At 60.5% G+C, this 13,846-nt stretch carries 13 protein-coding genes and 2 pseudogenes; 3 read left to right on the top strand and 12 right to left on the bottom strand.

All coding sequences use genetic code 11. From position 1 onward, the window contains the following. Positions 1 to 494: 494 nt before the first annotated feature. Positions 495 to 1,470, bottom strand: a pseudogene (locus tag A2I95_RS22430) (IS3 family transposase); the annotation flags it as partial. A 625-nt stretch (positions 1,471 to 2,095) separates the two neighbouring features. Next, positions 2,096 to 2,704, bottom strand: coding sequence for a glutathione S-transferase family protein (locus A2I95_RS22435; RefSeq protein ID WP_291733435.1), 609 nt, complete (start codon positions 2,702 to 2,704; stop codon positions 2,096 to 2,098). Between the two features lie 64 nt (positions 2,705 to 2,768). Between A2I95_RS22435 and A2I95_RS22440 the strand changes: the two genes are divergently transcribed. After that, positions 2,769 to 3,473 (top strand): YafY family protein, encoded by a 705-nt coding sequence (locus A2I95_RS22440; RefSeq protein ID WP_291733437.1) that lies wholly within the window; start codon positions 2,769 to 2,771, stop codon positions 3,471 to 3,473. A gap of 1,276 nt (positions 3,474 to 4,749) precedes the next feature. Here A2I95_RS22440 and A2I95_RS22445 read toward each other — a convergent pair. Together A2I95_RS22445 and A2I95_RS22450 are read right to left on the bottom strand one after the other, a co-directional pair. After that, on the bottom strand, positions 4,750 to 4,920 hold the full coding sequence (locus tag A2I95_RS22445) for a DUF1328 domain-containing protein (RefSeq protein WP_291733438.1): 171 nt from the start codon (positions 4,918 to 4,920) through the stop codon (positions 4,750 to 4,752). Positions 4,921 to 5,224: 304 nt separating this feature from the next. After that, complete coding sequence (locus tag A2I95_RS22450; protein ID WP_291733441.1) at positions 5,225 to 5,956, bottom strand: Crp/Fnr family transcriptional regulator; 732 nt, start codon at positions 5,954 to 5,956, stop codon at positions 5,225 to 5,227. Between A2I95_RS22450 and A2I95_RS22455 the strand changes: the two genes are divergently transcribed. Then, positions 5,955 to 6,473 carry a hypothetical protein gene (locus A2I95_RS22455; protein ID WP_291733443.1) on the top strand — a complete coding sequence of 173 codons (519 nt, stop codon included), beginning with the start codon at positions 5,955 to 5,957 and terminating at the stop codon, positions 6,471 to 6,473. The two genes, A2I95_RS22450 and A2I95_RS22455, sit on opposite strands and share 2 nt — an antisense overlap. Positions 6,474 to 6,629: 156 nt before the next feature. Here the strand turns inward: A2I95_RS22455 and A2I95_RS22460 are convergent, their stop codons facing one another. The 6 genes from A2I95_RS22460 to A2I95_RS22485 form a co-directional block, all read right to left on the bottom strand. Continuing rightward, positions 6,630 to 7,880: a cation:proton antiporter gene (locus A2I95_RS22460; RefSeq protein ID WP_291733445.1), complete on the bottom strand. Its 1,251-nt coding sequence runs from the start codon at positions 7,878 to 7,880 to the stop codon at positions 6,630 to 6,632. A gap of 177 nt (positions 7,881 to 8,057) precedes the next feature. Then, positions 8,058 to 8,255: a CsbD family protein gene (locus A2I95_RS22465; RefSeq protein WP_291733447.1), complete on the bottom strand. Its 198-nt coding sequence runs from the start codon at positions 8,253 to 8,255 to the stop codon at positions 8,058 to 8,060. A gap of 97 nt (positions 8,256 to 8,352) precedes the next feature. Further along, complete coding sequence (locus A2I95_RS22470; RefSeq protein WP_291733449.1) at positions 8,353 to 8,817, bottom strand: host attachment family protein; 465 nt, start codon at positions 8,815 to 8,817, stop codon at positions 8,353 to 8,355. Continuing rightward, positions 8,807 to 9,019: a hypothetical protein gene (locus tag A2I95_RS22475; protein WP_291733451.1), complete on the bottom strand. Its 213-nt coding sequence runs from the start codon at positions 9,017 to 9,019 to the stop codon at positions 8,807 to 8,809. The genes A2I95_RS22470 and A2I95_RS22475 overlap by 11 nt, the downstream gene beginning before the upstream one ends. A gap of 50 nt (positions 9,020 to 9,069) precedes the next feature. Then, a complete protein-coding gene (locus tag A2I95_RS22480; protein WP_291733452.1) occupies positions 9,070 to 9,933 on the bottom strand; it encodes a YihY/virulence factor BrkB family protein in 864 nt (287 codons plus the stop codon). Positions 9,934 to 10,148: 215 nt separating this feature from the next. Further along, positions 10,149 to 10,658, bottom strand: a complete 510-nt coding sequence (locus A2I95_RS22485; RefSeq protein WP_291733454.1) for a hypothetical protein — start codon at positions 10,656 to 10,658, stop codon at positions 10,149 to 10,151. 549 nt (positions 10,659 to 11,207) lie between these two features. Between A2I95_RS22485 and A2I95_RS22490 the strand changes: the two genes are divergently transcribed. Next, the gene (locus A2I95_RS22490) at positions 11,208 to 12,545 is read left to right on the top strand and encodes a mechanosensitive ion channel domain-containing protein (protein ID WP_291733456.1); all 1,338 of its coding nucleotides are present in this window, start codon (positions 11,208 to 11,210) and stop codon (positions 12,543 to 12,545) included. A 43-nt stretch (positions 12,546 to 12,588) separates the two neighbouring features. On the opposite strand, the gene A2I95_RS22495 is transcribed toward A2I95_RS22490, so the two are convergent. Beyond that, positions 12,589 to 13,572 carry an AI-2E family transporter gene (locus tag A2I95_RS22495; RefSeq protein ID WP_291733457.1) on the bottom strand — a complete coding sequence of 328 codons (984 nt, stop codon included), beginning with the start codon at positions 13,570 to 13,572 and terminating at the stop codon, positions 12,589 to 12,591. 53 nt (positions 13,573 to 13,625) lie between these two features. Next, positions 13,626 to 13,846 (bottom strand): annotated as a pseudogene (locus A2I95_RS22500) (hypothetical protein); the annotation flags it as partial.

A 13,846-nucleotide genomic window follows, 5' to 3' on the forward strand; every position in this document is an offset into this window, starting at 1 on the left:
GCCTGTCGATCAAGGCACGCGAGATTGCGGAAGAGAAAGAAGCAGTGGAACAGTATGGCTCCTCGGACTCCGGCGCATCGCTGGGCGACATCCTGGGCGCCGCACTGAAGTCGGGCGACGAATAATCGCCCCGGCCTCACGGCTGCTGAAAACGAAAGCCCCGCAGGTTTCTGCGGGGCTTTTCGATTGGGGCAGGGGCAGGTTTCAACACAGAGCGGACGTTTTCCCCTCATACTCATTCTTGCATTTGCTCACTTAATATACCGCACAAGACAGCCTTCCATTCGCGGCAGCAGAATCGCGTTATGTTCATCGGTTCACACCATCAAACCATTGGAGAACAGTGGCCGTTTATCCCGGCGGCAATCCGTGCATTCCCTTGGGCAGTATTAGTTCGAGAGCAGTCTTTTCGCATGCCCGGCGTTTGCGCCAGAGACCGTCGGAAATTTTATGCTACGCAGCGTTTGACGTGCTCCCGGTAGAGACCGCGGTTATTAGTTCGCTCTGTTCAGGGTTTGGTCCTCTCTTGACCGTTGGTGATACTCCCACGGGGTGAGCCCGTCGAGGCTCGTGTTGGGGCGGTGGTGATTGTAGTCGTGGCGCCAGGCCGCGATCAGCTCCCGTGCGTGGCGCAGGTTGGCTAACAGGTGCTCATTCAGGCACTCGTCCCGCAGGCGGCCATTGAAGCTTTCCACGAAGCCGTTCTGCCTAGGTTTTTACCGGGTGCGATGTAGTGCCACTCGACGCATCGCTCCTCCTGCCATTTCAGGTTGGCGTTCGGTGTCAGCTCCGTTCCATTGTCACTGACCACCATACAGGGGTAGCCGCGCAGCCGGGCGATGTTGTCGAGTTCCCGCGCCACTCTCTGACCCGACAGCGATGTATCCACGACAGTGGCCAGGCATTCCCGGCTGAAGTCGTCTATGACGCATAGCACCCGGAATCGGCGGCCATCGGACAGGCTGTCCGAGACGAAGTCCAGCGACCATCTCTGGTTCGGCCCTTGCGGGATCGCCATGGGCGCACGCGTTCCAATGGCGCGTTTTCGCCCGCCGCGCTTGCGCACGCTCAGCCCCTCTTCGCGGTAGATCCGGTAGAGCTTCTTCCAGTTCACCTTCCAGCCCTCGCGGCCGAACAGCAGGTGCAGCCGACGATAGCCGAAGCGCCGCCGTTCGCTGGACAGCTCCTTCAGCCTCTCTCGCAACTCGGCGTCCGCAGGCCTGGTTGATCCACGCCGATAGACGCGCGGATCGATCCCGGCCAGGGCACAGGCCCGCCGCTGGTTGTAGTTCTTCTCTGTCATAGCCCAGTCCACAGCTCGCCGCCTCGCACCGGGCTTCAGAAGTTTTTTCCCAGCATCTCTTTCAGCGTTGCCACATCAAGCATGTGCTCGGCCAACATCTTCTTGAGCTTGGCGTTCTCTGCCTCCAGGGCCTTCAGCCTCTTGGCCTCGGACACTTCCATGCCCCCAAGCATTACGAAGATCCGCGCGATGCTTGAGGTGGAACAGCCAAAGCAAGACGCTGCGACGGACACCGTGGTCATCCCGCCCGCCCTGCGTGAACCCTGTCCCTGCTGTGACGGACCCATGCGCATCATCGAGATCTTCCGGCGTGGTCGGAAACTGATGTCCCGCGTGCCGCCAAGGGAGCAGGCCGCATGACCCAAAGCCCTTTCACCATATTGATAATCCCCTGGCTGCCCCCGCAGACCCGGTCAGCACGTTTTGTATCCGAGGCCTCAGACTGCAACATGAAAGGAGCAGAGCAACCTCGATCACCGGAAAATCCGCGGGTCATGCGCATCCCCAGGATTGCACCACAGGCCTGCAACCCTTCCGGCGGCGCGCCAGTTGCGACCCGCCCCAACGGTCAGCGGGCTTTACCTATAGGCTGATCCCAGCTCCCCGCGGCTTTCACCTTGGGAGGATTTCCAACGCGGCCCGTCGAAACCGCCGTTCGCTGCGATCGCAAAATCCCGGATCAAACGAACTCACCCAGTGCGGGACGGAGCTGTCGAACGCCCGAGATAGCCGGAGGACTATCCGTCCGAAAAACATCTGCCTGATCAAAAGGCTTGGGTTCGCGACCTCGACCTATGTCCGCAGTCCCGATCTCTCCCGTTCCATGACGGCTTTCAACGCCGGACGATCGGCGCAGCGCCTTATCCAGGCTTGGACGGAGGACTGTTCCGGCACGGCGTCCGGAAGCCAATGGAACGGGCTCGACAGCAGCAGGTCGACCGCCGAATAGTCCTCGCCGAGAAGATACCGCTGGCCGTCCAGCGCTTCGGACAGGCGGGAGAAAACGGCATCCAGATCGCGGAACGTCGCGTGGAGGACGGGATGATCGATCTTCGCCCAGTCAAGGACCAGCACGGGCTCCATCACACCCTGATAATAGAACAGCCAGCTCAGGAATGCCCCCCGCTTCGGGTGCCCGACAGGACGGCCGAGGCCCGCCTCGGGGAACTGGTCCGTCAGGAAGGCGACGATTGCACCGCGCTCGCGAACGGCATCCGCGCCGTCGGTCAGGTAGGGCACCTTCTTCTCGGGATGCGGATTGCGCGGGTCCGGACCGCCACTGCCATCCTGCCGGGCGACGGTGACGTTGATGACGTCGATACGGTCGGCGATGCCCATTTCTTCGATCAGGACGAGGATGGAGGTCGAGCGGGAGTTCGGGGCGTGGTAGAGTGTCGGCATGGGTGCCTCCTGGAATTGCGTCATGCCTTGACTTAGCCTCAGGCTGCTGACAGATCACGTCAGCATGGCCCGGACCGACCGCCTCATGCGTCTGATGGACGCGCTGCGCCGCCTGCCCGCGCCGATCACAGCCGCGAGGCTGGCGGCGGAGACGGGGGTGTCGAGGCGGCAGCTCTACCGGGACATCGCCACGTTGCGCGCGGGCGGCGCCCTGATCGACGGCGAGGCCGGGGTGGGCTACCGGTTGACCGAGGACCCGGCGTTGCCGCCGCAAAGCTTCTCCCGGCTGGAGACCGAGGCGCTGGTCCTCGCCGTGGGAGAATTGCGCCAGACGGGTGACGCGGAACTGGAGGCAGCAGGCCGTTCGGCGCTTGCCCGGATCATCGCCACGCTTGCCGACGAACAATCGCGGCACGCCATGCACACCGTCTTGCGCAGCTTCCGCCCGCCGCCGGTCCGCGTGGAGGTCACCGTGGGCATGTCACTTCTGCGCCGCGCCTGCTGGGAGGAACTGGCGCTCGACGTGCGGTATCGTGACCTCAAGGGCCGGGTCACACAGCGCGAGGTCTGGCCCTTGGGCATCAGCTATTCGGATGGCACGCTGATGGTGCTGGTCTGGTGCTGCCTGCGGCAGGACTGGCGCGTCTTCCACGCCTCGGGGATGGAACGCGCATGCCTCAACGGACGCAGCTTCAGACCTCGGCGTGTGTCTTTGCTGCGCGACTACGCGCCGCGCCGCGCCGCTCCTGGGCCGCCTGTGGAAGAGTAGGCGCGACCGGTCCGGACAGCGTTGCCGCATATGATGCCATTCGGCGTAGCCTTCTCAATGATCGACCGCCAGCATAACCCGTGAACAGCTGGAAGCTTTGCCGGAGTATGAGCCAAACTAAGACGCCACCTTTAAAGGAGCTGTCAGCTCCCTTTGACTGCCACCCGTTTGCCTTCGGTCTCGCGGCTGGTTTCCTGCCCCGTACTGGTAGTTCAGGCAAACATCACTGCCAGGCGGCTTCGCAAGGCCGGGTTCCACAATGGAGCCAGTATTTTTTGGTACTGATGACAGGGCAGGAATGGCTTTCGCTTCAAAGCCCTAACCGTTTTTCGGAACGCCCGTCCAGCCAATGTATGGCCCGGCGCAGGACCGCAAACGCCCTGTGCGTTTTCTCTGCCTCGAATATTTTTTCGGCGCATCCAGCCCGGAAGCCATAGATGGCTCTGTCCCAACAGCAAAGACAACTGGCATGCGTATCATTCTTTCGTTTTGGTACTGGCCGGTCTGGCCGCGTGTGAAACCGCAGAAGGTTTTGGCAAGGACGTGGTGCACCTCAGCAACAACACAACCGAAGAGCCGCAGGACGCACTCTAATACATCAGAGCACCTATTGGCCCGGCGGGGATGCTCACCGCCGGGCCTGCATTGCCAAGGTTTTGCAGAACATTTGCTTAGCCTAGGTATTGTTTCTTGCGAATAGGGAGGGGCCGCTGCGCCTGCATCCGGGAGCCGCCTCTATGCAGGCACAGAGAGTCGTCCACAGCAGCAAAGGAGTTCTCCATCATCGAATTTTCTTGCATCAACGGGTTTGTTTGTCAGGTTCTCGCCATCCGGGCGATCGTCTCTTTAATCCGCTCGTCAGCCTGCAACGGCAGCAAGGCTCATTTGAGAGTTGATTAAGCCATTGTTGCCGGTGATCGGATTCACCTGCTGATTTCTGTTTGGCTTAAACCCTCGCCACGTGCGATCTGAATTAGCGCAAGAGCGCTGCGTCAAAGGTATCCGAGGCTATCCTTCTGGTGCTTTTTGCGCATGGCTGGAACATGGCTGAAGTTGCTGGATGCGCAAACACGCCGCGTACAACTGCCAAAGTTGCCCCGGCTCAGACGATGCCTCAGTAGTTCCAGGCAACGGCTGCTGCAGCTTCTCATTTTTCCTGTTCTTGGGGCACCAGCAGTTTATGGCGTGTTTTGGGATGGCGCACCCGCCATAGTGACTTCCTGATTTGATTGAAGTGCAATACGAACAAAAATCTGGCGATTTCGGACGGCGGCCGTCAACGGGAGGCGCCGCGAAGGACGCGCAGGATCAGCGCCAGTGCAAACAGCACGAGGAAAATAAAGAACAGGATTTGTGCGATCCCAGCTGAGGCCGAAGCGATGCCGCCAAATCCGAAGATGCCGGCAATGATGGCAACGGCCAGGAAAACGAGAGCCCAATAGAGCATAGCTTATCCTTTCGGTTGCGAGGTGCTGCTAGTAAAACCCATCAGGCAGCCAAAAGTTCCGCATTGCGGTCTGGAACCTCATGAGCGGCAGAGTGCTTATTGCGATACGCTTGGACAAAACATAGTGGCGGCGGCCAATCCGAGTGCAAGGCTGGGCCGAGGAGCCATTCGCGGCGCGCATTCGTTGAAATGTGGGATGGCGATGTCTCACGGGAGAAACTCGAAGCAGAGATATCGCTCAAACCAAAGAAACCCAAGCTAGGATTCAGGCGGGAGATATTGCAGAAGCACTTGGCATTGCGCATCAGATCAACGGCCGCCGTTCGGGCGCGGTCAATTCGATCATCGCCAGATCTGCAAGCGCAGGCAGGTTCCTGATCTGCAGGCTTCCGTTCTGCCATTGTGCAAGTTTGCTGTCCCGCAGCGTTTTCAGCATCTTGTTGGTATGCACCAGCGACAGGCCAAGCGCATCTGCCAGGTCCTGCTGGCGGTATGGCAGCGGTACTGTATCCTTTACTTCCATGCCAACAGATTTGAGCCGCTCGTAAATCCGCACCAGTGCCCAGGAAATGCGCTGCGACGCATCCCGCTGGCCCAGAGACGCAATGGTTTCCCCCAGGAAATGCTCCTCGACCGCGGCAATCCAAGTCAGGTCGTATGCGCGCTCCGGATGCTGCTGGAAAAGCTCATACAGTGCAGCGCGGCGGAACACGCACAGTGTCATCGGGGTGGCCGCTTCCACTGAATGCTTCATCTCTCCCATCAGGCTGGCCTGCAGACCGGCAAAATCGCCCGGGAACAGGAAATTGATCACTTGGCGGCGGCCATTTTCCAGTGTCGTGTAGCGCGTGCCCATGCCGTTCAGCACCGTATAAAGCTGCGGGCTGTTGGATCCTTCCAGCAGGATTGTCGTGCCTGCATCCACCGTCAGCTCCCCGGTTTTAAACTCCTGGGTAAAGATGACTTCGTCACGCGACATCGGTGTAAAAGCGGGCCGCTTGCGCAGCACGCAATTCTGGCAGGCGGTTGGCGGCATGGACATTCCCCTTTCGCAGCTATGTCACAGTTTAATGCGCCTGAACCCGAAAAGTTCCAAAATGCTTAACAGTAGGGGGACGGAAGCAATGGAAGAGCCCAATCAAGACAGGGCACATGTCTATCTGATCGTGTCCAGAAACTATCTGATCACTTGCGATATCTGTGATACCATCTCGGACTTCGATCCGGTGGCCGAAGTCAGTGTGCAAAAGGGGCATGAATGCGCGCCGATGTCGATCACGCCATACCGGCGGATTGCGGTGGCCTTTGTCGAAGCGGGATCCGAACAGGTTACCAGGCTCAAGATTGATCAGGCAGTACAGGGGCGCGGCGGGAGACTGGTCCTGCTGGGCGATGCTGCCGAAGATGAACTGGACGGGCATTCACCGCGCTTGAGATGGCCGGTGCTTTCCCGGCCGGTTTCCACCCGGATGATTCAGGCGCAGCTGTCACCGCAGCAGTGCAGGACGCGGAACGATCGCGGTGCTGCCGGTCTGAGATGGAATTGCAGCTGAAATTTTGGAAGCCCTGACTGTTGATTCCTGTTGCTCTGATCGCGCGCTTTAAAGGGCACAGGAATGCGTGGGGCACCTGGTCACACAGTTCCCAGACTTGCCCCGGTTCTTCCGCGCTCGTGACTATAGTCGCGGGTCTCGAAATGACCGGCCTGCTCATTTTGCGATCTCGTCCATAGCGCGACCGACAGTAAAGCCGTGCAGCATGGTCGAAAGCAGGATGGTCAGCCCGATCAGGGCCCATAATTCCGGTTCGTTCACAAACTCCAAATGCGCGCCGGCGTAGCAGAGATAGTAGATTGACCCGATCCCCCGGACACCAAACACGGACACCACGAAACGGTCGCGTTTGCGAAGCTGCGAACCAGCCAGCGAGAACCACCCCGCCAGAGGCCGGATCACACCGATGAGCAAGAGCGCCAATAGGAGATGTGCCCAGGTCAGATCTTCAAGAAGAACCGGCAGGATATAGCCAAGGGCAACTAACAGCAGTGCTGTCAAAGCGTGTTCGATTGTCTCGCAGAAATCGTGCAGTTTGCGGTGAAAACGGTGTTCACTTTCGATCCGGCGCAGTGCCAGGCCCATGACAGCTACGGCGATGAACCCGTAGCCTTCGACCAGTTCGGTAGAGCCGTAGCACAGCAGCACTCCAGCAACCGCCACAACGCCCGAACCAGTGTCAGCCAGAACCGCGGAACGGGGAAACAGAAACAGCACTTGCCCGAGCGCCCAACCGCCGCACGCGCCCATCACAACACCTGTTGAGATGCGGTACGCGACATCAATAATTAGCCAGTCAGCCAGCCATGCCTGAGGGTTCAGCCCCTGCACAGCAACAATGAGGCCGAGGTAGACAAAGGGGAAGGCGAGCCCGTCATTGAGCGCCGCTTCAGTGGTTAGAGTAAAACGCACCGGGTGTTCGTTGCCTTCCATCGGCGGACCGACTTGCACGTCGCCCGCAAGCACCGGGTCTGTCGGGGCCAGAACGGCACCCAGAAGTATTGCTCCGGCAGCAGTCATGCCGCCCAATCCCCACCCCAGCAGGGCAACCGCCAGAATTGTGAGCGGCATCCCGATGAGGAGAAGCCTGACCGTCGGGCCCCATTTTTTCCATGGCCTCAGGCTGTCGAGCCGGAGGCCGGCTGCAAACAGCGCCACAATCACGGTCAATTCGCTGACTATTTCCCAAGGCTTAGGGTGAACGCGCGGGTCTGGAAGCTCAGGCAGGCCCGGAACCAGCCAGTAAGCCGCCATTCCGAGCAGAATAAGAAGCGGCGCGGCGGCTGGCTCGCGCGTTGAAAAAAAGCGCGGCGACCAATGAGCGAGAATGATCACAACGCCCATGGCCGCAAGCATCAGGTGATAGGAGGCTAAGCCGAAGAATTCAGTGTGATCCATGAGCGCCATTGAGCAGCATTTTGCGTCGCCAGACCAGTCTTAGGCATGCTGGCGGACCGGCCATTAAAAAGCAGGAGAGTGTGCGGCCTAAGGATACTGCCACCAGATGGCCGCACGGATTTAGCAAACCTGAAAGGCAGCACTCATTGAACAGCGTGAATTACGCTATGCGATCTGCGGCCCATATCAGATGCTCTCCAGCATGCGGTCGACAGCTTGGCGGGCTTCGTCCTTGGTCTTGCCCAGTTTCTGCTGCAGCAGCCCCTCCAGTTGTTCGCGCTCGCCCTTGGCCTGTTCCAATTCGTCGTCGGTCAGATCGCCATAGGCCTCGCGCAGGCGGCCCTTGAGTTCGGTCCATTTGCCGGTGAAACGGTCGTCGTCCATGTCGTATTCTCCTTTTACGTTCGGGCGGAAACTGGGGGTGTGCCTCGGTGCCGCGCCCTTAATAAGAAAACGCCGCCGAGGCCGTAAGGTTCCCGGATCAGGTGGTGTTTTCCACTTCGCGCAGAATTGTCTGCTCTATCTCGTCCAGCGGGTGGTTGGTCAGCACCTTGGGCACGTCCAGCATCAGCTTGTCCGCCACTTCGGGGTGCATTTCGGCACGCAGCGCGCTGAGCACCGGGCGGCTGGCGGCGATCAGCAGCTTGTCGAATCTTCCCGCATGGGCCGCCTTGTAAAGGTCTTCCGCCACGGTTTTAGCAAAGCGGGTCTTTTCCAGCTGGTGCCAGTCAGTGTCATCCACCGCCGAGCGCTGCACGCCGGGGCCGTCATTGAAGCGGCCGGGACGGCTTGCGGCCCAGTCCTGCGTCTTGGGATTCTCCTGCTCCTGCTTGCGCCGCACAGTCAGGTTGATGTTGTGTTCATCGCCCTGGTTGACGAGGTACAAAGCCTTCTCGCCGTCGGCGATGAGCACCCATGCCCTGTTCGGAATTCCCTTAGCTGTCATCGCTGCTGCCCTCCTGTTCCTTGGATTTTGTCACCCGGGTTGCCCCGGCCGGCTTCTCCTGGGCGCGCTTCAGCTCGTCCTCAGTGCCGATGTCGCGGGCCAGGCGGCCGCCGGTGCGGCCCTGGTGGCCAACGCCGCCCTTTTTCCCCAGGATTTCCTCGGTTTCCTTGCGTCCGTCTTTGGATCTGTGCCGTTCAGCCATAACGTTTTCCTTTCATCTAAGTTGACGGTGGGAGCGGAGGGGAGGCGCCGTCAGCGAGGGCCTTTCACCAACTCCGCGTCGGCAGCGGCGCCCAGCAGCATGGCGAAGGCCGAGAGCCACAGCCAGGTGAGCAGGACGATGACGCCGCCAAGCGCGCCGAAGACCTGATTGTAGGAGCCGAAAGATTCTGCGTAGACAGTGAAACCCGCACTGGCTGCAAACCACAGAAGGCATGCGGTAATGGCCCCCTTGGTGATCCAGGGCCGGCCGGTCGCCGGGGGGCGGTCCGGGCCGTAGCGGTACAGAACTGAGATCCCGAAGGCGCCGGTCAGCAGAAGCAGCGGCCAGCGGGCCAGTTCAGACACCTGTTCAAACAGAGTGCTGCCAGTCCAACGGGCGGCGGCTGGCAGGGCACCCGCCACCGTGACAGCCACGATCAGCAAGACGATTGCGACTAGGGTGAGCCCCAGCTTCAGGGCGGTCAGGGCCGCAAAGCCGCGGGTTTCCTCGCGGTCCAGCACAGCGTTCAGCCCAACCATCGCATGGCCCGTGGCCTTGGATGCGGAATAGAGCGCCACGCCGAGAGTGATGAGGGCCGCAATACCGAGAGTTTTGGAGTCCGCACTCAGCACTTCACGCAACTCGTCACGGATGATACCGCCAGCGTCCTGCGGCAGAACTTGCGTCAGAAGCTGTGAGTTTTCCGCAAGCACGCCAGGGGACAGTGCCATGCCCGCCAGGGCGGCCCCGGCAGTGATGGCGGGGAACAGCGACAGCAGCGCGTAAAAGGCAATGCCCGCCGCCAGCAGGCCCGCGTTGGCATCGTTTTGCCGCGCCCAGACGCGGCGCAGCAGGCCGGCGGCTCCGGTGGCCGGGGCAGCGTCTGCCGGTTCGCGTGTATCCTGCATGGTCATTGGCATCCTCCTGCGCCGAGGGTTCACAAACTCAACGCACGGGAAGGGGATGTGGTTCCCGTCAAGTTCAAGTGCTGCCTTCGGTCAGCAGCTCGCCTGCCGGTAGCGGCAGATGATCTCCAGGAAGAGGCAAGCAGAATGAAGGCGGTCTCCGTAACGTCAGCGTGTCCCCCTTCGAAGCTGGGCATGACCTTCTTGCATGATGCCGGAATGCATTATTCGCTGATCATCTGCATTACAGCATCCAGGTGCGATGTCTTGAACGGGCGGGTGAGCATGGGCAGGGACTGCAGTTCCGGTTCCTTGGTGTCCCCATTTACCAGGATGACTGACCAGTTCTTTGACAGAGCGGTGAACAACCAGTCACGCGCCGCCGGATCACTGAGTGGGAAGGCAAAGAACACCAGCCGGGGCGGCGGCAGGCTGTCATCGAAAAATGCGGAACTATGTTCAATTTTGGTTTCGCTCAAGATGTTATCCAGACCGCGGCGCATCAGATAGTCGCTTATGTCCAGCGCTTCAAAAGCGTTCTTTGTCAGGATCAGTACCGGCGCATCTGCGCCGCGAGTTTCAGTACCCATAAGGCCTCCATTCACTTGTGGAGGAGCCATGGCATCGCGTCGGGTAGGTCGCATTAAACTATGACATATGGTGTTTCGAAAAATGCCGTCAAAGTGTTTTCTGCCCGGTCTCTGCTGCGGGAAGGCGAACTCGAATGCGGACAATGGGGTTGTCACCCAACGTGTTGATAAATAACGATTGCAGTGAAGTGTTCCGGGGTGGCGCGTTCAGAAGTTGAAGGTCTTCCGTGAAAGCGTCGGCCACAGCGACGGGTAAAGCCAATTGTCACAGGACACTTTACTCCAGTGGGTGGCCGTCAGGGTGTGTGTCCCCTTGGCCTGCGCGGGTTTCGGGACGTCTTATGGCGGATTTGCAACGTGTCCAAAGCTGAACGGCGCGGTTGCTTCCAGGCGTGTTCAAGCCAGAGGGACTGCTTTATGGATTTTGTATGAAGATCATCCTGTTCGCCAGTCGTTCAGCTTCTTGCCAGCGGAACGCTTGCAGCAGCCGGATACTGAGAACGCACTGCTCCGGCAGGCGGATCGTTTTCAGCACAACAGTGCGGACCTGCCGCAGTGATTGCAGCCGCGTAGTGCAACTGCGATGGAATCGATCGGGAGGATGCGAATTTGAATCGTAGAAAAATTTGTACCGGGCGGCACCGGGGAGGCATCCTGTCGCCTGGCCCTGGACTGAAGGCGCTTTTAGTTTGCGTGGTTGTATCGGCTGCACTCTGCCTGGGCACGGGCAACTGCCAGGCACAGACCGCTGCTGACCCGGTTCAGACCGACGGACTGATCGAAGTGGGTGATGCGGCCGTTCGCGATAGTGAGATTCTGAGCAGGATCGAAAAGCTGCTCGCTGAGATTAACGGCTATGGGGCCGTGACAGTGTCGGTTTCAGAAGGTGTTGTCCGTATCACCGGCCAGGTGATCGACAATGCGGCACAAGACAGGCTGACGCAGATCGTCAACCGCGTGGCCGGTGTGGTGGCAATTGAGAATGAAACCGAAATCAGCGGCACGCTCGAAGAGAGGCTGGCACCCGCGGTAGACCGGATTGCCGCACGCACGCGGAACCTGCTGGCGAACGGGCCGATCTTTCTGGTCGCGGTGACGGCCTTCTTGCTGGTGGCGGCGGGAGGCTGGCTGCTGACGACGCGGATCGGCATCTGGACCCGGCTGGCGCCCAACCCCTTCATCGCGGATGTCTACCGGGCGGTGGCGCGCATTATGTTCATCGTGACGGGATTGGTTCTGGCGCTGGATATCATGAACGCAACTGCGCTGATTGGTGCCGTGCTGGGGGCGGCGGGGGTGGTTGGCCTGGCGCTTGGCTTTGCGGTGCGTGACACAGTGGAGAACTTCATTGCCTCCATTCTGCTCAGCCTGCGCCAGCCGTTCAGGCCCAATGATTACGTGGACATTCAGGGCGATCAGGGAACGGTGGCGCGGCTGACTTCGCGGGCAACCATTCTGATCTCCCCTGAGGGCAACCATATCCGAATTCCAAATGCCACTGTCTTTAAAGGGCGCATTGTGAATTTCACCCGCGATCCCAATCGCCGTTTCGGCTTTGATCTGGGTGTGGATGCCGACGCTGATCTGGCAGCTGCATTGTCCACTGCAGTTGCCGCACTTGAGGCGCAGCCATTTGTGCTGGAAGATCCGGAAGTTGGCGCCTGGATCAGCGAAGTCGGGGATTCCAACGTGATCCTGACCTTCACCGGCTGGGTAGACCAGACCCGAGTGGATTTCGCAAAGGCGCGCGGAGAGGCGATCCGGGCAGCCAAAATGGCGCTGGAAGGCGCGGGCTTCGGCCTGCCCGAGCCAATCTACCGGGTTCGCCTGGACGGGGCGCAGGACGCTGCTGCTGCCCCGGGGGAGCGCACTGCCACCCGGCGGGCGCTACCGGTGGCCAGCAGCGCCGATTTGCCCGAGGCCGCCGACCCGGCGCGGGCGGAACCGGCCGTGACCGGGGCCGCAGAGCGGGAGCGTGAAGGGCTGGATGGCGGGGAGAACCTGCTGGATGCGCAGCAGCGTGCCGAGTGAAGGCCGGCTGCCGCCCGCACCCGGCGGTGCAGGCATGTTTCTCTCACATGATCTTGTGCAGCGGATCCTCAATCTTCTGTGCGGGCAGTCTGTGGCGTGGATCGAGCATAACCCCCAGCCACAGCAGAAGCGGCAGCGCCACGAAAGCACCGATGGGGCCCCATAGCCACAGGCCGAATACAATTGCCAGAAAGACCAGCAGCGGGTTCACTGCCAGTCGGTTGCCGACCAGCAATGGCGTGACGATATTCGCCTCGGTCAGGTTAATGAGAAGGAACAGCACAGGCGGCGCCACGGCAAGGGCACCGTTGAATTGCAGTGCGCCGGCAATACCAAGCCCCAGGATCATCAGCAGCGGGCCAAGGTAAAGAACGTAGTTCAGCAAGGCTGCCGCAAGCCCCCAGAGCACGGCGTATTCCAGACCTAGAGCCAGGAAAAAGCCTGCAGTCACCACGCCAAGACCTGCATTCACCACGGTGATGGCGGCAAAATAGCGGGCCACGGCCTTGTCGGCATGCTTGAGCCGGCCGTACAGCGGGCCAGTGAGGCGGTAAAGATCGTCCCGGGTCAGCGTGAAGAAAAACAGCGTGCCCACGAAGATGAACACCTGAGAAAGAAAGCTGGGCGCCAGCCACAGGGCATCCCCCACGGAGGGGATGGCGGTCTGGGGCTCCATCGTTTCAGCGCCGACGGTGCTTTCAATTTCCTCGCTGATGGTCTCTATCCCGCGCAGCAAGGAGGAGGCCTTGTCGATCAGTGAGGACATGACCGCCTTGATGCGCGGCAGCTCCTCGATCAGGGCATTCACGATCGGCTCGATCAGCAGTAGGGCGGTGGCTACAAACAGTGTGCAGGCAAGCAACAGGGACAAGGCAATCACCAGCCGCGGGACGCCAAAGCGTGCCAGCTTGTCTGCAAGCGGCGACACAACGATGCCCAGCACCAGAGCAAAGCTCATCGGTGCCAGGATCTGCTGTGCAAGCTGCAGTGCCGCTGTGATGCTGATGATCGTAAGGATCATCAGCATCACCCGGACCCCCCGGCCGCTAAGTGTGGTTTTCAGATATCCTGGCATTGCCGTCAGCCGGAAGCCGCGTCCGGTGCCGGGCCGGTTTCTGCCGGATCGAGACTTGCGCTGGCGGTGCGGTGCAGCTTGTCCATTTCTTCGCGCAGGGCCGCCTCGGCTTTGGCGGCCAGTGCATCACGGCGCGCGCCGAGCAGTTCGTCCTCCCGGCGGGTAGAGGGCAGCAGGGCACCGATCAGCGCGCCCAGGCCGAGGGCAATGGCTCCGGCAGCCAGCG

It is taken from the genome of Leisingera sp. F5 (genome assembly GCF_001593695.1).